The following is an 18,358-nucleotide window of genomic DNA, read 5'->3' as shown; positions in this document are numbered from 1 at the left end:
AGCATGAGACACACATTAGTAAAAAATATAAGTCGGGCTCTTCTGTGCGGTATAGCCCTGACGGGTCCCGCCGGATGCACTGACTTTCTGACTGAGCAAGCCCCGTCGAACTTAACATCCGGTAATTTCTACACGATTCCAGACCATGCGGAAGCCGCACTGGCATCGGTATACGCCAGTACTCGGTTCATGGGCGAAGATGCCGGCATTTTTTCCAGTAACTGGCAGCTACTGGAAGCCCTGACGGGTACATCCACAACGGAGACCGCCCAAAACTCCGATTTGAACAACCTGTATTCGCTGGTGCACGATGGCAATACAGGGCACGTGGTTAACTATTGGAACGGCCTGTACCGGGTTATCGCCAATGCCAACCAGTTGCTCGATCGGGTACCGGCCATCACCCCAATGGATGCGGCTCAAAAGACCAAGATTCTGGGCGAAGCGCGGTTCCTGCGCGCATCGGCCTACTTTACGGCCGTTCAGCTATGGGGCGATATTCCGCTGGTTACGAAGCCACAATCAGCGGCCTCGACGGACTTCCTGCCCGCTCGTGCGTCTAAAGAAGATGTGTATAAACTGATCGTCGAAGACTTGACGGCGGCCGAAGCATCGGGCCTGGCCTGGATGGACGCAAGTGGTCGGGCTAACCTGGCTGCGGTGAAAACGCAGCTCGCTAAAGTGTACCTGACCATGGCAGGCTTCCCACTTAGCAAAGGTGCATCGCACTATAAACTGGCCGCTGATAAAGCGCTGGAAGTAATTACCTACGCCAACGCAAACCCATCGACGATCAATCTGTTCACGACCTACGAAGACGTGCACCGGGAAAGCACAAAAAACCGCGTAGAGCACCTGTACATGATTCAGTACAATACGCTGGTGGCGGGCAATCCCATGAATAACTTCTACCCTAACTTCAAGCCGGTTACTTACAACGGTCCGGGAGGAACAGGAAGTTCGGTACCGACCTCGTCCTTCTACAATTCCTACGAAGCGGGCGATCTACGGGCTAAAGACCAGGCAGGGTATTTCTACACAACGTACTATACCAACGGTAACGGTGCTCAGTTTTCTCTCGGAGCGCCCTATGTGTTCAAGCACTTCAACCGGACGGCCAACGGTACAGCGGGTGTGGCGGGTTCCCGTCAGAACAACCTGAACGTACCCCAGATTCGTTACGCCGAAACGCTGCTGATCTATGCTGAAGCGCAGAACGAAGTGGGTGGCCCTACACAAGCGGCTTACGACGCCTTCAAGCGGATTCGGGACCGGGCTACGCTGACGACACCAGCGCTGGGTACGTATACGCAGGCAACCTTCCGCGAAGCCGTTTGGCGGGAGCGGTGGCACGAACTATGTTATGAGCAAATCACCTGGTTCGACATGGTGCGTCTTCGGAAAGTGTATAACGACAAAACCAACGGGTTCGACAACTTCGTTGGGCACGTGAATCCAAGTTCGAACCAGGCTCTGCAGGAGAAGCACCTGCTACTCCCCCTGCCTAAACAGGAACTGTTGAATAACCCGAATCTGAAAAATCAGAATCCAGGGTATCCAGGCGTTTAAATAAGCGTTCACAGGTTGAGAGAAACCGATAAGGCTGCTATGGCCTTATCGGTTTTTTTATGTACGCATCCGTAGCGGATTGGTCTGAAGCGTATTGCCGATAAGAATTTTCCGATAAGCACTGGGTGTTTGACCCGTTATGGTCAGAAAGGTCTTGTTAAAATGCGACAGGTTATTGAAACCAACCGCAGAACCTACATCCGCTACGGTGCGGGCAGAGTGCAGTAGTCGGCGGGCCTGATTGACGCGATACTCATTCACAAAATCCGTGAACGTCACTTGAGTCATTCGTTTGAAATACCGGCAGAAAGCAGGTATGGTCAGGCTGGCCAGGTCGGCCACGGCGCGTATATCAATTGGTTCGGCATAGTGTTGTTCTACATACCGGCCTATCCGGTTAATGCGCTCCTGCTCTTTAGGATTGAGCTCGAACCGGACACCATCGGCGTGCAGTGCCTCTGCATCCGCGGCATTTGCCAAGTATTGCAGAATTTGCAGCAGGGTCAACAGGCGCTCAAAGTGCGCCTGCTTCGGTAGCTTTGCCAGCAAAGGCCCCACACTTCGCTTGGTCTCGATACCGAATGCAAGTCCCGTATGTGCCCGCTCGAATAACCGCCGAACGGTGGTCAGTTCCGGCTTTTGCAGGAACGTATCACCCATAAAATCATCGCGCATCTGCACAACAATTTCTTCGAAGTGCCCTTCTATGCCATAGCTGAAGTTAAGGTGCGGCAAATTTGGCCCGATAAATACCAATTCGCCCAGTTCGTACCGAGACACATTGGTTCCCACCCGTCGCTGGCCATTGCCCCCCGGAATATACACAATTTCATACTCGGGGTGATAGTGCCAGTACACCCGACAGGTTTCGGGCTCCGTATTGTGCATCACCTTGAATGAACTTCCCGCTTCGGGTTCTATTTTTTCGAATTGAAGTTTCATTGCCACCAGGCTGGCTCGTGTTTTTAGAAAATAATAGGCCGGTTTCGGGCCGCCCCCCGTCACCAGGGAAACCGTAACTCAGTTCCAATCGTTTATATGGTAACAATACTTCACGAAACAACATGAAACGAATTCACTTGTTGGCGCTCAGTCTGCTTTTGCTCGCAGGTTGTGCACAAGGCCAATCGAAAGACACATCGCCTGCCAAGCTGCCTGCTCTGAAAGCCGGAGAGGCTGTAGCTACCTTCGCCGGTGGCTGTTTCTGGGCTCTGGAAGAGGGCATGAACCAGCTTAAAGGAGTACGCGAAGTTATTTCCGGTTACGCGGGCGGAAACGTTAAGAACCCAACGTACGAACAAGTTGGCACGGACGTAACGGGCCATGCCGAATCGGTTCAGGTCTACTACGACCCAAAAGTTATTACCTATTCCCAATTGCTTGATGCCTTTTTTGCTGGTCATGACCCCACGACGTTGAATCGCCAGGGCCCCGACGTTGGCCGTGATTATCGCTCGATTGCTTTCTACCGGACACCCGCCGAAAAAGCCGAAATTCTGGCGGCTATCAAACGCACCAGTGATTCGAAGCACTATGCCAATCCGGTTGTCACGGAAGTAACGCCGATCACCGTTTTTTACCCGGCGGAGAATTACCACCAGAACTATTTTGCCCTGCACCCAGACCAGCCGTACATTCAGCGGGTATCCTTACCCAAGGTTGAAAAACTACGAAAAGCCATGGTGGGGCACCTCAAAAATAATACAGCATTAACAATGAATGACTAGTTGTTGCCCCCAAGGTATCAATTCAGCATCAGTAACGGATAATAGATGATAAAAATAGCCGGCCCCGACCGGCTATTTTTGCCTTATGAACACGACTGCTCCCGTAAATAACCCACATCGAAATCTGTTTGTCCAAAACCTGCTGACCTTCTTTCTGAACAGGCAGGCCTTAGCTATCGGCCTGGTGTTTGCCTCCGATAGTATTCTGTTTGGCAGTTGGGTAGCTCACATTCCGTACGTAAAAGCAAAACTGCATCTTTCCGATGCAGACTTGGGGCTAACGCTATTCGCGATGCCCATTGGCCTGCTGGTGATGAACCCGCTAACGGGTTGGGTCATTGCCCGTCTGGGTGAAGCGCGAGCCTGTTTCTGGTCGGCGGTTGGTCTAACGCTGGCAATTTGTATTCCACTCAATGCGCCTAACCCCTATGTGCTGGCCATTGGTTTGTTTCTGATGGGGCTCAACGCGGCTCTTATAAACGTGGCTATGAACACCACAGCGACCAATCTGGAACGCGCACGGGGCATTGTCATCATGTCATCGTGCCACGGTATGTGGAGTTTGGGCGGCCTATTGGGTTCGGGGATTGCCGGTGTGGTTATTTCATTGCACATGTCGCCCCCAACACACCTTGCGATAATGGCAGGACTGATTTTAGTGCTGACCTTTGTTCTACAGCCAATTCTGGCCCAGATTCCGTCGAGCAGCCGCACCGAAACGGGCGAAAAAGCCGGTTCGTCATTTGTTCGGCCCAATCTGGATTTATTATTGATGATCCTGATTGGTCTCGCTCTGGCTATGGGTGAAGGGGCCGCTTTTGACTGGAGTGCCGTTTATCTTCGCGAAACCCTCGGTGCCAGTAGCCAGATTGCAGCACTGGGCTTTGCCAGCTTTTCCCTGACAATGACTGGCTTTCGCTTTCTGGGTGACGCAATCATCCCAAAAATTGGCGCCAAACGCTGGTTACAAATTGGCGGTATTCTGGCGGCACTAGGGCTTTTCTTTGCCATTGCATTGCCCTATCCGACAACAGCACTTATTGGTTTTGGCTTACTGGGTGCCGGTTGTTCCCTTGGTGCACCCGTCCTGTACGCGGCCTCTATGCGGGTTCCGGGCATTCCGCCCGCAGCAGGCCTGGCTACGTTTGCGACATTCAGCTTTATCGGTTTTCTGGCCGGACCACCCGTTATCGGGTTCGTTGCCGAAGCCTTCGGCCTGTATTATGGACTGGGCTTCGTGGCGATTATGCTCCTCATTTCGGCAGGGTTCGCCCGCATGGTCAACTTATTTTAAAGCTGGTACGAGCGCCAAAACAGGTCGTTATGCCATAATCCTTTTTAGGGAGATTTTACTTACTACCGGCTAAAATGCGTAGTATTGTTGTAAAACATAATCAACGAAAGCCATGACAGTAGCCGTTGCAACAGCCCCTACGAAGCGGAGGAAGTCAGGTGTCCCCACCTACCTGATTTATGAAACGCTCAACGGACGCGCGCTGTATTACCGTGGTTACCGCGATGTGACCACCGGAAAAAAAACACCCGCCGAAATTATGGGAAGCAGTTCGTTGCAGGCCATGCTTGTATCGTTGATACATGGCTTTTTATTCACACACATTAATCGAAAGCATTACTTATTGACAACAAACGAATCCGGTATTCACCTTGACAAGGGCAATAATCTGTCCAATGACATTGCCATTTTTGATAAGTCGTCTGGCCTGACACTGACCGATAAATATTTTACGATTCCTCCCAAAATTGCTATTGAGGTAGACGTCCGGATCGAGCCCGAAGAGTTCTCGGGCAAAGAATCCGGTTATGTTTATGCGAAAACAGAGCGCCTGCTGGCCTTCGGTGTCGAGACAGTCATCTGGGTGACTACCGAACCTAAGAAAATATTCGTGGCAACCCGTACGGCTCCCTGGATCACCCAAAACTGGGATGCCAGTGTACCTGTTCTGGACGATGTCGTTCTGAACCTGGCCGAGTTGTTACGCGAAGAAGGCATCGAGTTTTAACTACGTTTACTCTTCATTGACCGAGATAGCCAGTAAATACCAGGCAGCATGTGGTAACCATTGCTCGGCCCACCGCCAGTCGCTGTCTTTACCGGTTTATTTATACGTCAGGTTAAAATCAATATCACCCTCGTTATCAAATCCAGACATGACCCCGTTTACGATACCACCGGGCGCATTCGTGTATTCGAATGTTCCGAAAAAGCCGTAAGTCGGGTTGTTGTGGCCCACTCCCTGCAACATGCAGGCATCGTAGGGGTTCAATCCTACTATCCAGTTAAGCTGATCGAGGGCGAAGCCAGCCAATTGATCGTGTAGCCGTTTGTCATCGACAAACAAAGGAGCAGCCAGCCCCCTACCTGATTGGTTAAAATACGAATGGACTGCGCAGGCAGCAGACCAGACAGATGAAGAAAAGCAGGTTTCTAGCGAATCGGCAAGGCATTGAAAATTGAGGTTGATCGATGTCGTTGGTTCTTATGCGTTATCAGAGCCTTTGTCCTATTCGGCTTTTCCGGCTCCCCATAGAATGGCGTTTCTGAACATTGTGGTAAAGGCTTTATTGGTCAGTAGGTCGGGGTGATGGCCCATGAAGATGTAAACATTTCGCGCTTTTACTCGCTCATTCGACCAGACTACCGGATGATCGCCCATTTTAATCGCCGAGTCCGGCGAATAGGTTGATTCATCTACCGAGGCCAGTACATTGACATTCGGGCGCGGGCTTTTATCATACGTGTACCACTCTTCTTTTTGAACCTCAAACGAAGCGGGAACCCCCTTCATGCAGGGATGCATTTTGGCCTCTACCCGTACCGTTGCTTTGGCAAAATCGGGTATGTAATTTTTGTACCGAATACCGCCCATAAACTCGGAAAACCAGGGCCACATAGCGTACCCGTCGAATTCACCCAGCAGCGTAGCATGATGAAACCCAATCCAGCCGCCTTTGCCTTCGGTAATGTATTTCTGGAAGGCTGCTTTTGCCGTATCACTCCACATATAGGGTGGATAATTCAATTGGATAAACAATTGATACTGCGCCAAAAATTTATCATTTATCGGCTCAGCATTTTCAATGTAATGGACGGTGAAATTGGTTGAAGTGGCCTGACTGGCGAGCCACGCTTTGGCGGCCGCTACGAAAGGCGCGTGAATGCCTCCTGCTTCGGTCATAACGAGCACATTAAACCGGGGCTTCCTGGCTTGCCCGAACAGTAAACCACTCCAGCTGGCCCCAGCCAGAATCAGTGACGAGCGAAGGAAATGCCGTTTTGTAAAGTACGTTGCCATCTATACTTGGACTTCTATGTAATACGCTTTTTATCCGGTTATCGAATCAGCGAAAGGGATCCGTTTTTCAGCTAGTGATACCTAGCTCCGCTGACTTAGTCGAATCCGAAAAGTACTTATTTTTTCACGAATATGAGCGCTATCCACCCGATGGTTGCCCATTTCTACTTCAGAAAAGCCACTAAAAAAGCCGCTCACGGACAGAGCGGCTTTTTTTGATAGGTGTGGATGGACGTCAGTGCCTCGGAAGGGTACTCTTTAGATGATGCTGAACCGAGCTGGCTCATTAGTCAGACCCGGTTCAGACAGAGGAAGGTTTTGTTTGCTAATACCCTTATAAAGATACGATCCCGCCTAACTTGCTGGAGCAGAAAAGGTGTCAGTAACCGGAATTTGTAAGTGAGTCGTCAAATCAACGATGTGAACAGCATTGACGAACATGCACAGGTCCAGTCTGACAGACCACCTAATAGTGATTAAATCGCTGCAAGAAATCTTCTTTATAACCCCGGCTCAACGGAAGTAACTGCGTGCCGATACTTAGTTCGGCGTCATTGAAAGAGTCTACTTTGTGAATATTAACTGCGTAAGACCGATGGATACGGACTAAGGATGGCAAATGCATGCGCTCCAGAATGCCACTCAGCGTTTGCCGAACAACGTACTTTCGATTCGTAGTCACTAGGGTCGTATACACGTTATCGGCCTCCAGATAAAGCAACTCCGTCACATTTATTTTGACGAACTGGTAATTCTGCTTGACAAATAAATGGTCCTCGATTTGCAAAATTGTGTCTTTATCCCGTGGCGTATTCCGCTCGGATGTCGCTGTGGCAGCCGGAACCGGCTTCGTGCGCAGGCTAAAGTTATGGATAGCCAGTTCAATGGCCGTTCTCAAGCTATTGAGTTGGTAGGGCTTATTGACATAGGCCGCCGGATACGTCTGCTTGGCTCGTTCCAGCGTTTCCCGATCCGTCAGGGCCGTCAGGTAGATCACAGGAATGGGCCGCTCGGCCGTAATGTGCCTAACTGTTTCAATACCATCCCAATCGCCTTTGATAGTAATATCGCAAAGGAGTAAATCAACTCGCTGGCGCTGACATAAATCGAGTGCTTTTCGTCCATTATTGGCAATACCAACCACAAAGTAACCATCCGCTTCAAGGCTATCGCTCAACTCCATGGCCAAAATACCTTCATCCTCTACGATCAAAATATGGACGCGTTCGTCACTAGTCATTAAAGGGTACTTATTTATAATGTTTAGAAGAGGTTTAGGTACATCTTGCGTACTAGCTGACAAATCGTCTACGATCAATTTCTGTCGTATAGATACCCACCGATTACTATACCAGCTTGATTAGCAAGCACGAAGGCAAGTAAGTACCTCTATTCGAAAAGATGGAAAGTAAATGTATATGTCAATAGCACGCACAGTGTATTAACCTATATAATTAGCGATTGTTAGTCTGCGTTTAATAAGATATACGTGTACCTAAACTTAACGAATGGCTATATATTGGATACGGAGCGGCCTTTTCACTACTTATTTGACAGATTATCAGGCTACTAACCGGCTCTGAGGTATGTGTAGCCGGCACAAGGTGCCATTCTGGGTAGTCAGCTCAAATTTGCCTTCCAGTTGTTCGGTGAGGGACGTGACCAGCCGTCGGCCAAATGAGGTTTTGTTATTATTTTTCTGCCAGTCGGCAGCTTTTATACCCGGTCCATTATCCTGTACTTCCAGCGTAATACCGGGACGAGATGCGCCATCGGCATAATCCAGTTTAATACGCAGCAACGGGTGTTCCTGGTGAGTAAAGGCATATTTAAATGAGTTGGTTATCAACTCATTCACGATCAGGCCCAACGGCATGGCAACATCTACATCCAGCTCTTCCAGCGCGACATCGACCTGTAAGTCGAACGTAGCCGGTTCGTAACCATACGCCTGCATGAGACTCTCCGCCAAATCGGTCAGGTACTCCCGAATATTCACGATGGTTACCCGGTCCGTTTGGTACAATCGCTGGTGAATGAGCGACATAGCCTGTACCCGCTGCTGCCCTTTCCGAAGTGCCTGTACGGCTTTCTCGTCCGTCAGGCCATTTGCCTGCAACGTGAGCAGGCTCGACACGATAGCTAAATTATTTTTGACGCGGTGATGTAATTCCTTCATCAACGTCCGCAGTTGATTGGACTGGCTGACCAGTTGCTGACTGTTGCTGGTAATAATTTCATTCTGAGCCGATAGCCGCTTATTGGCCCGTCGCAACGCCCAGTACTGGCCCACCAGAAGGCTCAGCAGCAGACCAAGCAGCCCCAGGCCACCGGCCATGTAATTGACCTGTCGGGTTTGTTGCTGATTTTCCTGGTCAAGAGCCGCAATCTGGTTCATGCGCTTCTGCGTCTCGTACTTAGTCTGTACATCGGCGATAGCGCGCGTTTTTTCAATATCAGCGACCGCTCGTATTCGGGCAATCCGCCGGTTCTCTTCGGCCTGAATAGCCGCAATCTCCTTTTCCTTGGTCGATTCAATATGGGCGATTTCTTTGGCTTTGGCCAAAGCCAGTCCAGCCTGAATCGTGGCCAGTTCATTCGCCTTTTTTAGCGTATACTGTTCTTCCAGGCGGGCAACCGTGCGCGTTTTATCCAGGTTCATCAATGAATCTTCAATCCGCTTCTGTTGCACAGCGTAGTTATAGGCTTTCTCATAGTTTCCTACACTCGCGTACATCTGCGACATCATCTTATAAACCGACCGCGTCAGCGGAGCATCTTTACTTTTCTCGACCAGCGCAATAGCTTTTTCGCCGTATAAGATAGCTCGCTCAGGTTGTTTCAGGAATTGATAAGCCGTCGATAGATTGCGGTAATTATGAACAAGGCTGGTTGTTCGGTTGAGTTCCAGGTTGATAGCCAGGGCCTTGTCGAGGTACATGATTGCCTGCTCATGCTTGCCTTGTACACTGGCATTTTTACCCAGGTCATTGTAAATAACCCGATAAGCCTCTGGCTTGGCATGGATGGCATCATTGATGGCCAGGGCTTTCAAAAAACATTCCCGGCCTCGTTCATACTCGTGCAGATCCTCATAAATAATGCCCAGGTTAATATAATTCTCAGCCAGCAAACGGTTATTCTTAAGCTCCTGATTGATTTGAATGGCCTGTTGCATGTAATACATCCCCTTTTCGAGGTTGGCCCGTACCCGCAGATCGCCACCCATCGTTTTGTAGAGCAGCCCTAAATTATGATATACTTTGGCAATCGAAGCCGGTTTATGGCTCTTCGTGAAGTAGTTTATAGCGGCTTGAGCACACAGGATCGACTCGTCAAATAAGCCCTGATGAAGCCGCACGACACTGGCCAGCAGATTATAGTCACCGAGCCCTGCCAGGTTATGCGTTTTCTGACAAAGTGCCAACATCGGTTTTAGGTAGTAGAGTGCCGAATCGAGCTTACTTTCTTTGTAGAAACTGTTGGCAATGTCGTAATAGGTATGGGCTCTGGTGGTATCGGGAAGTTTATAAGTCAGCGTCGTTTTTAAGCTATCGACCAGCCGACGCTGCGCCTGGGCGGGATTGCCCACCGCCAGCACGACTACCAGTAGACAAGACCAAGCCCATAAAGTACTTTTCATGATAACGTCTCGTAAATATTGGCCAAAAGGGGAATATCTGGTAAAAGATAGTTTGATCAGGGAAATATACGACTAAAATCAGGTTTAGCATGGGCAGTCTACCGTATAAAAATCTAAATCCGGTATGGTTACTCCCTGATCTGCCGACACTTGAAGGCCGGGGTAGCCAATGCAGCGATGGGCGAATTTTGCCAGGTCCTGATCGTCAAAAACCGGTATTATTGTCCCGCTAACTGGTTGACATGAGCCCAGCGTTTTAGGCGCAAATTGATAAGCCGTGTCAGATACAACTCATTCAGAAACACGTTCGACCAGTTATCGAAGCGCTGGCACTGAACGCCCAGATAGAAGAAATAGACGCTCAGCCCCAGCATAGGTAGCAGAGCCTTCTCTTCCTCACTAATCTTTGTGATCGACTCATAGCCAGCCAGAAAACTTTCCTTCTTTTTTCTGAACGCAGCCTCATCGACTTCGGTACTGTGAATCTGTAAGATATAGTACGCCATATCCGTACACAACAGTCCGCTCCCACAGAAATCGAAATCGAACAGGGTTACCTGATCGTCTTTATTTATATTCAGATTGTCGAACCAGATATCCAGATGCACGATTCCTTCCCTCGTTTTCGTGCGGTCTATTTTGGAAAATTCTTCCAGTAAATAGCGTTGGCTATCGTACAGGAAATTCATTTCCGTCGACTCCTCCGGGAGGAATGGTTTTATCAACTCAACCGAATCAACCAGCATGAGTTGTGGTGTGTAGCTTACCCGATCCAGTTGCAGGTTATGCGTAAGTTGATGAAACCGGGCCATGATCTGCCCTATCTTGTAATGCAATTCTTCCGAAAAGGTGAGTAACTTTTCCCCTTCGGCAAACGAAAACAGGACACCAAATCGCTTTCCCTCAGGCGCGTCCAGTTCCTGGATAAACGTGCCTTCGGCGTCAGCCAGCGGATACGACACCGGAAGCCCGTTCTCCTGCAGAAGCATCAGTAACCGTAGCTCTTCCCCAACTTCCAATTCGGTACGCCAGTTAAGACTATAAAGCCGGAAGATGGCCTTCTTTTCGCCATCTGTCAGCAGATACGAATGATTGACGCCTGCTTTTACCAGTTGACAGGATGCGTTTTCACGGAAGCTGTATTTTTCCTGTAGGAATTGGCCCAGATGAGCCGCCGACAGAATAGAAGAAGTAACGGGAAAGGTGGGCATAGATTATACTTAAATTCAATTAGGAAATACAATGCTAATGGATAAGAAATCCTGCTTAGTTGGCAGGATTGTATCGTGCAGCATCAATGATAGACCACAAGTGAATTACCCATCCCATTAGGAAAAACCATAGGGCACCTGCCAGAATAAATTGTAAAACGGCCATCAGCAAACGCCCCTGCAAAAGCTGGCCTAGACCTGGAATAAAAAAGCTGCAAAGCGCAGCTAATACGTTGCCACCTGACCCCTGACCTGCCATTGTGTTAGTTGTTTTAAATTTTCCGAATTATATTAATAACTATATTTTATTATTTCCTCCCGACTTACCAAATAATGGCTTCAAATCCCGATGAAGTTGATCCTCAATATATTGAACGACTAAATCATTTTCTATTTTGATATAGGAAAAAGTGAATGATAGATCAGCATCTCCAATCCACTTACTAAGCTGCAAAGAATAAGTCTGATCATTTCCCCAGCCGCAGTGTTGCTTAAACCGATTACTCAATTTCGTTTTTGTACAGCTACCAACATATACATATGTACTGGCACTACCGCGATTGACTCGGGCAAATTTGTATTTCGATTCGCTTGAATTCTTTTTTGTCCAATCCAACTGATTCTTTAATACATCGGGCAAATTAACTTCTAGCCAATAAATATAATTACCAACCTTTGGTAATTCATTAGCCAACTGCTGAACATCTTGCTTGTCTTTTATTTGACTAGCCGTTAACTGGTAACTTTTTGGGCAATCTAAAATTTCTTCCTTTCGTATAGATTCTGCGGCTACTTCAAGATTCTCTATCAGTCTAGACTGTACTTTCTTGAAATCAATCATCTGTTGCGTTATATGTGTTTTAAGTTCAAAAGAAAAGTGTCGGATTCTCAAACCCGACACTCTAAAAAAGTTTGCAACAATTCTTTACAATCCCAGTACCTTCTTGTTAAAAGCATCATCGGCACCGGTTCCGGCGAAGTCATCGAAGGCCCGCTCCGTAACCCGGATAATGTGACTGTCGATGAAGGGTGCCCCTTCAGCAGCGCCCACTTCAGGGTGCTTCAACGCACACTCCCACTCCAATACGGCCCAACGGTCGTAGTCGTATTGCGCCAGTTTGGAGAAGATACCTGAAAAGTCAACCTGACCATCGCCCAACGAACGGAACCGGCCCGCTCGTTCGACCCAACCCTGATAACCACCATACACGCCCTGCTTACCTGTCGGATTGAACTCCGCGTCTTTCACGTGATAGGCGTAGATACGCTCGTGGTAGAAATCAATGAATTGCAGGTAATCCAGTTGCTGCAACACGAAGTGGCTCGGATCGTAGTTGATGCCGGCGCGTGGATGATTACCCACTTTTTCGAGGAACATCTCGAACGTGATTCCATCGTGCAGGTCTTCGCCGGGGTGCAGTTCATAGGCAACATCGACACCGGCTTCGTCGTAGGCATTCAGGATCGGCAACCAGCGATCAGCCAGTTCTTTGAAACCCGTCTCGACCAGACCCGCCGGACGCTGCGGCCAGGGATACACGAATGGCCACAGCAGCGCACCAGAAAACGTTGGGCTAGCTTTGAGACCAAGATTTTTGCTGGCTTTCGCCGTCATCATCAGTTGGTCAACTGCCCAAGCTTGTTGGTCTTTGGGCTTTCCCGCCAACTCAGCCGGTCCGAAACCATCGAACATGGGTCCGTAAGCCGGATGAACGGCGACAAGCTGCCCCTGCAAGTGGGTCGCAAGTTCCGTAATTTCAACACCAATATCCTTCAGTTTTCCTTTTAGTTCGTCGCAGTAGGTTTGGCTCTCAGAAGCTTGCTTGAGATCAATCAGCCTGGGGTCCCAGGTTGGAATCTGGATACCTTTGTAGCCCAGATCGGCCATGTATTTGGCAATCGTATCCAGCGAATTAAATGGGGCTTCGTCACCCAGAAACTGGGCAAGGAAAATGCCCGGACCTTTCATTGTTTTCATTCTTCTGTGATTTGGTTATCAGGAATTAAAGACGGATAGACCATCAGGCATCCTTTTTTCTCATTGGCAATAAATGCAGCAAATTGATCGGCACGATCATTAAATAGAGCTATGATCGACGGATTACTCAAATTTCCTGTTCGCAACCAGATAATTCTAGGTGGGAACCCCCTAACAGAACCTATATCAGGAATGTCCTTATCGAACGAAACAACAGTGTAGTTGTTTTGCCGGGCATACTCCCATATTTGATAGTCATCGGCATTAAATAAACCACATTCCCGAACGCCAATCACATCTGGGAATGTGGTCTTCAATTGCTTTACAACTCGAAAGGAAATATTTTGGTCAAACAATAATCGCATCAGGCAGCCATCAACAATGTACCATTATCACGGTCGGCAGCGAAAAGTAAAGCAGCCTGAATATCCTCTCGGGTCAACTCAGGAAAGTCATCAATTATTTCCTCCACCGTCTTCCCTACACCCAACCAGCCTAAAATATCACCCACCGTAATTCGCATTCCCCGTATGCAGGGTTTACCACCCCGCTTTCCGGATTCAATTGTGATGATGTTCGTGTACTTACCCTGATACTGCATGGCATTAGTGCTTGTTTCCAGATCACTAAATTACTCTTTCATCTTTAAATCTCCACCCACGCCTGTTTGCGGTTGCTTTCCAGGATTTTTTCGCAGATGAGCAGTTCGCGGTAGCCGTCGGCAAAGGTTGGGTACGTTGGTCTTTCAGGCTGCTTACCAGCGGCTATCGCATCGTAGACTTCCTTGAACAACTGCTTCGACGTATCGGGAAACCCTTCGTTGTGACCTCCGGGGAAACTGATTACCGACCGGGCTTCGGGGTGAGCCAGCGACGGGTCGCGCAGGAATGATTCATTGGCCCCGTCGCGGTTACCAATCCACATTTCGTTGGGCGCTTCGGAATTCCAGGCGAACGTTTTCTTCGAGCCAGCAATTTCCAGCTTCATCTGGTTTTTCCGGCCTGCGGCCACCTGCGATACCGTAATGACCCCCCGATTCCCATTGTCGAACCGCAGCAACACGTTGGCATGGTCTTCGGTATTGATGGGGACATCGGCATAATCTTCTGGCTGGAGCATCTTGCCCGAATACGTTTCAACGGGTTTGAGCGGCTTTTTCCGCACTTTATGAACCGTGTTAAAATCGGCCATAACGGCAACCGTTTTGAGGCCCGTGATGTATTCCAGGCTGTCCATCAGGTGAGAGCCGATATCGGCAATGGCCCGCGAATCGCCCGATTTGTCGGGTTCGAGACGCCAGTTGTAATCGGTATCGTAAAACAACCAGTCCTGCAAGTAAGAACCAATAACGGAATATACATCGCCCAGGGCATTCTGCTCGCGCATCACCTTCATCTGACGAACGAGTGGATAATACCGTAGGTTGAAGTGAACGGCATTGACCAAACCCGTTTGAGCAGCCAGTTCAACGAGTTCTTTGGCTTCGTGCAAATCTTTGGCCAATGGTTTCTCGCAAACAACATGCTTTCCGGCCAGCAGCGCTGCTTTAGACTGCGAGAAGTGCAGGAAGTTTGGCGTACAGATGTGTACCACTTTAATATCGTCCATCGCCAGCAGTTCCTCGAATGTGCAGGACCGTTCGATACCAAGCTGATCGGCTTTCTGACGGGCAAGTTCGGGGGTTACTTCGCAAAGGGCGAGGACGTTTGTGTTGGGAAGGCGACGCAGGGCTTCGATGTGCGCGGGTCCGATGAATCCAGTGCCAACGACACCGATGTTAATTTTTTGCATGTAGATTTAACGAGCGAAAGAGTGTTAAAAAGAGTGAAAGAGTGAAAGAGTGAGAGAGCGAAATCGTTTCGCAGCAAACCCTCGTTCATTCGTTCACTCTTCCACTCTTTGTTTCAGTCGCTCACTGTTTTTCGGGATTTAGATATTTTTTTCTACAAGTTAATAGCCTTCACCGGATAAGTCAGTAGTCTCCTCACTAACCCGACAGGCCACTCATTCGCTCTTTCACTCCTTAAACTTTGTCCACTTTGTCGAATCGTCCTGGCTCGATGCGATGACGGTATCGATGAAGGCCAGGCCACGAACCCCGTCGGCAGCTTTAGGGAAATCATAGATTGGATCCGCTTCCCGCCCTTCCATATGCGCTTTTACGGCATAGGCGAAGTTACGGTAGAGGTTGGCAAAAGCCTCAAAGAAGCCTTCGGGATGGCCCGCCGGGAGCCGCCAGTGAGCCGAGGCCGACGCCGACAAACTTCCTACATTGGGGCGGATGATACGCTGCCCTTCCTGCGTTTTGTATTTGAGCGTATTGGGTTCCATCTGGTGCCATTCAATACCGCCCAATTCACCCCAAACGTAAATTTTAAGCGAGTTTTCTTCGCCATTGGCAATCTGGCTGGCATGCAGAACACCTTTGGCCCCACTGTCGAACCGGAGCAGCACATTTCCATCGTCATCGAGTTGACGACCCGGCACAAACGACGTTAAGTCAGCACAGAGTTCGGCAATTTGCAGGCCCGTGACGTATTCTGCTAAATTTTCCGCGTGCGTACCAATATCACCCATACAACCGGCAGCTCCCGATCGGGCCGGATCGGTACGCCAGATAGCCTGCTTGTAGTCATTATGCTCTTCATCTTTGGAGAGCCAGCCCTGCGGATATTCGACGACGACTTTCCGGATTTTACCGAGCTTCCCGCTACGTACCATATCACGGGCTTCTTTTACCATTGGGTAGCCGGTATAGTTGTGCGTGAGGCCAAACACCAGCCCCGACTTCTCCACAATGGCAGCCAATTCTTTCGCTTCGGCCAGATTCAGCGTCATGGGCTTATCGCACATCACATGAAACCCGTTTTCGAGCGCCATTTTAGCGGGCGGGAAGTGCATGTGATTCGGCGTCACAATGGTCAAAAAATCCATCCGCTCACCTTCGGGTAGGGCCTTTTCCCGCTCGATCATCTCCTGGAACGAAGCGTAAATACGGTCTTCGGGTAAATACAGGGCGTGACCGGTTGCCTTCGATTTATCGGGCGATGCACTGAAGCAGCCACAAATCAATTCGATTTCGCCATCGAAAGCAGCAGCCCGGCGGTGAACGGCACCAATGAAGGCATCGAGCCCTCCGCCAACCATACCCATTCGCAATTTTCTATGCATTGGTATTGATGTTGAGAGTAAACAGGTTAGAAAAGGGAATTGTAGTGTTTGGTTTACTGTACCGGGTTATTCGAATACCGCAAATTGTTTACTACGGTCCACAACTCTTTTTTTACAGCCGAAAATTAGCTGTTTTCTCTTATTTTTCGGAAATTTTGCACAAAAACGGTCCCTTAGTAGGGAGTTTATGGAATTCGTTGTCTTTTAATTTTTAATTAATTCTGTCGCTAAACCACTTTAATCCCTCTTGCAGAAATGAGCCTAACCATTAATCGTTCGCGGCTGTTCAACGCCAGTTGCTTTTCGCTTATCACCACCGCAATGGCCTTTGCCATTCGGGCTGGTGTCCTCACCCAGTTGGGTAAGGAATTCAATCTGACAGCCGAACAGCTAGGCTATGTCAACGCTATGGCGTTTCTGGGTTTTCCCATCGCCATGATTTTTGGCGGTCCACTCTACAACGTAATTGGTCCCAAGCGGATCGTATGGGTGGCCTTCGCAACGCATATACTGGGTTTAGTAATGACCATTTTCGCGGGTGGCTACTGGACTTTGCTACTGTCAACTTTCTTCGTTGGGTTTGGGAACGGCACCGTCGAGGCAGCCTGTAACCCCATGATTGCCGACATGTACGACGGCAATGTGAAAATTAAAATGCTTAGCCGTTTCCATATGTGGTTTCCGGGGGGTATCGTGATTGGAACGTTGGTATCGAAATTTATGACCGATGCTGGCTTAGGCTGGCAATTACAAATTGGAGCCATTCTGATTCCAGCCGTGATATACGCCTTTATGTTTCTGGGACAACAGTTTCCGGCCAGCAAAGTAGAAGGGGCTGCCTCTACCGGCGAAAACCTGAAAGCGATGGCTTCGCCTTTGTATCTGTTCATGCTCGCCTGTATGGCGCTGACCGCTATTTCGGAGTTTGGTCCTGAGCAGTGGGTTGGCCCTATTCTGGGCAAAGCGGGTGCTAGCCCAATGCTTATTCTGGCCCTGGTAACGGGACTGATGGCCGTAGGCCGGTATTTTGCCGGTCCTGTCGTACATAACCTGAATCCAACCGGCGTATTACTCGGTTCAGCCATTTTTGCGGCCTTGGGCGTTTATCTGATGAGCACTGCTACCGGCCCGATGGTTTATGTGTCGGCGGTTGTTTTCGCCATTGGTGTCTGTTATTTCTGGCCAACCATGATTGGTTTTGTGGCCGAATACATCCCCCGAGCGGGTGCCTTCGGTATGTCGATCATGGGTGGTATGGGTATGTTTGCCAGCTCTATCTTCCAGCCAATCATTGGTAACTGGCTTGATGCAGAGACAGCAGAAGCCAAAGGCCGTGGCCTTTCGGGCGATGCCGTTGAACTGGCCGCCGGGCAGGCCACGCTGGCGCACATGGTTATTTTTCCCTTGATTCTTATTGTGGCGTTTGGCGGTTTATACTTCTTCATGCGCAACCGCAAGCCGGGCCATGTCGATGAAACGGTTATCCTGGAACAGCCTCAGCTATAATTTCCCAATACATTCTTAGTTGCTTACCAGAAAGGCCTGAAATTGATTTCAGGCCTTTCTGGTAAGCAACTAACTGGCAAGAAGTCAGAAAACCTATAGTCAAGGCAGTCTGTTAGTTTGCTTTTCGTGTAGGTAAGCTACCCGTTGGCAATTATATTCTGCAGGTGGAAACAGGTCAGGGCTTATTAATGAAGCGGCTACCGGTGGCCCGGTACTAATTTTTCGTTACCTTGTTTGCG

At 49.2% G+C, this 18,358-nt stretch carries 18 protein-coding genes; 5 read left to right on the top strand and 13 right to left on the bottom strand.

Features of this window, described 5'->3' with window-relative positions; genetic code table 11:
• Positions 1–3 precede the first annotated feature (3 nt).
• Positions 4–1,569, top strand: a complete 1,566-nt coding sequence (locus tag ACYU8Y_RS24855) for a RagB/SusD family nutrient uptake outer membrane protein (RefSeq protein WP_460940861.1) — start codon at positions 4–6, stop codon at positions 1,567–1,569.
• 57 nt (positions 1,570–1,626) lie between these two features.
• Here ACYU8Y_RS24855 and ACYU8Y_RS24850 read toward each other — a convergent pair whose 3' ends face one another.
• The gene (locus ACYU8Y_RS24850; RefSeq protein WP_460940860.1) at positions 1,627–2,511 is read right to left on the bottom strand and encodes a helix-turn-helix domain-containing protein; all 885 of its coding nucleotides are present in this window, start codon (positions 2,509–2,511) and stop codon (positions 1,627–1,629) included.
• Between the two features lie 122 nt (positions 2,512–2,633).
• Here ACYU8Y_RS24850 and msrA point away from each other — a divergent pair, with 122 nt between their 5' ends.
• The 3 genes from msrA (at position 2,634) to ACYU8Y_RS24835 (ending at position 5,317) form a co-directional block, all read left to right on the top strand.
• A complete protein-coding gene (gene msrA / locus ACYU8Y_RS24845) occupies positions 2,634–3,296 on the top strand; it encodes a peptide-methionine (S)-S-oxide reductase MsrA (protein ID WP_460940859.1) in 663 nt (220 codons plus the stop codon).
• An 85-nt stretch (positions 3,297–3,381) separates the two neighbouring features.
• Positions 3,382–4,590 carry an MFS transporter gene (locus ACYU8Y_RS24840; RefSeq protein ID WP_460940857.1) on the top strand — a complete coding sequence of 403 codons (1,209 nt, stop codon included), beginning with the start codon at positions 3,382–3,384 and terminating at the stop codon, positions 4,588–4,590.
• Positions 4,591–4,702: 112 nt separating this feature from the next.
• Positions 4,703–5,317, top strand: a complete 615-nt coding sequence (locus ACYU8Y_RS24835) for a Uma2 family endonuclease (RefSeq protein ID WP_460940855.1) — start codon at positions 4,703–4,705, stop codon at positions 5,315–5,317.
• A 96-nt stretch (positions 5,318–5,413) separates the two neighbouring features.
• Here the strand turns inward: ACYU8Y_RS24835 and ACYU8Y_RS24830 are convergent, their stop codons facing one another.
• The 12 genes from ACYU8Y_RS24830 to ACYU8Y_RS24775 form a co-directional block, all read right to left on the bottom strand.
• A complete protein-coding gene (locus ACYU8Y_RS24830; protein WP_460940854.1) occupies positions 5,414–5,656 on the bottom strand; it encodes a hypothetical protein in 243 nt (80 codons plus the stop codon).
• Between the two features lie 162 nt (positions 5,657–5,818).
• Positions 5,819–6,610, bottom strand: coding sequence for a ThuA domain-containing protein (locus ACYU8Y_RS24825; protein WP_460940853.1), 792 nt, complete (start codon positions 6,608–6,610; stop codon positions 5,819–5,821).
• A 466-nt stretch (positions 6,611–7,076) separates the two neighbouring features.
• Positions 7,077–7,850, bottom strand: a complete 774-nt coding sequence (locus ACYU8Y_RS24820; protein WP_460940852.1) for a response regulator — start codon at positions 7,848–7,850, stop codon at positions 7,077–7,079.
• A 321-nt stretch (positions 7,851–8,171) separates the two neighbouring features.
• Complete coding sequence (locus ACYU8Y_RS24815) at positions 8,172–10,253, bottom strand: sensor histidine kinase (RefSeq protein WP_460940851.1); 2,082 nt, start codon at positions 10,251–10,253, stop codon at positions 8,172–8,174.
• 218 nt (positions 10,254–10,471) lie between these two features.
• A complete protein-coding gene (locus tag ACYU8Y_RS24810) occupies positions 10,472–11,464 on the bottom strand; it encodes a phosphotransferase (protein ID WP_460940850.1) in 993 nt (330 codons plus the stop codon).
• Positions 11,465–11,519: 55 nt separating this feature from the next.
• Entirely contained in the window at positions 11,520–11,723 is a 204-nt protein-coding gene (locus ACYU8Y_RS24805) for a hypothetical protein (protein ID WP_460940849.1), read from the bottom strand.
• Between the two features lie 39 nt (positions 11,724–11,762).
• Positions 11,763–12,305, bottom strand: coding sequence for a hypothetical protein (locus tag ACYU8Y_RS24800; protein ID WP_460940848.1), 543 nt, complete (start codon positions 12,303–12,305; stop codon positions 11,763–11,765).
• Positions 12,306–12,389: 84 nt separating this feature from the next.
• Positions 12,390–13,442, bottom strand: coding sequence for a sugar phosphate isomerase/epimerase family protein (locus ACYU8Y_RS24795; protein ID WP_460940847.1), 1,053 nt, complete (start codon positions 13,440–13,442; stop codon positions 12,390–12,392).
• Positions 13,439–13,807 carry a DUF5615 family PIN-like protein gene (locus ACYU8Y_RS24790; protein ID WP_460940846.1) on the bottom strand — a complete coding sequence of 123 codons (369 nt, stop codon included), beginning with the start codon at positions 13,805–13,807 and terminating at the stop codon, positions 13,439–13,441. The genes ACYU8Y_RS24795 and ACYU8Y_RS24790 overlap by 4 nt, the downstream gene beginning before the upstream one ends.
• Complete coding sequence (locus ACYU8Y_RS24785) at positions 13,807–14,043, bottom strand: DUF433 domain-containing protein (protein WP_460940845.1); 237 nt, start codon at positions 14,041–14,043, stop codon at positions 13,807–13,809. Before ACYU8Y_RS24785 ends, ACYU8Y_RS24790 begins: the two co-directional genes overlap by 1 nt.
• A gap of 44 nt (positions 14,044–14,087) precedes the next feature.
• Positions 14,088–15,233 (bottom strand): Gfo/Idh/MocA family protein, encoded by a 1,146-nt coding sequence (locus ACYU8Y_RS24780; protein ID WP_460940844.1) that lies wholly within the window; start codon positions 15,231–15,233, stop codon positions 14,088–14,090.
• Positions 15,234–15,458: 225 nt separating this feature from the next.
• A complete protein-coding gene (locus ACYU8Y_RS24775; RefSeq protein ID WP_460941211.1) occupies positions 15,459–16,595 on the bottom strand; it encodes a Gfo/Idh/MocA family protein in 1,137 nt (378 codons plus the stop codon).
• Positions 16,596–16,868: 273 nt separating this feature from the next.
• Here ACYU8Y_RS24775 and ACYU8Y_RS24770 point away from each other — a divergent pair, with 273 nt between their 5' ends.
• Positions 16,869–18,119, top strand: a complete 1,251-nt coding sequence (locus ACYU8Y_RS24770; protein ID WP_460940843.1) for an MFS transporter — start codon at positions 16,869–16,871, stop codon at positions 18,117–18,119.
• The last annotated feature ends 239 nt before the right edge of the window (positions 18,120–18,358 follow it).

It is taken from the genome of Spirosoma humi, assembly GCF_054776575.1.
Note: the sequence above shows the minus strand (reverse complement) of the source record. Positions and strands in the feature narration are given on the sequence as shown.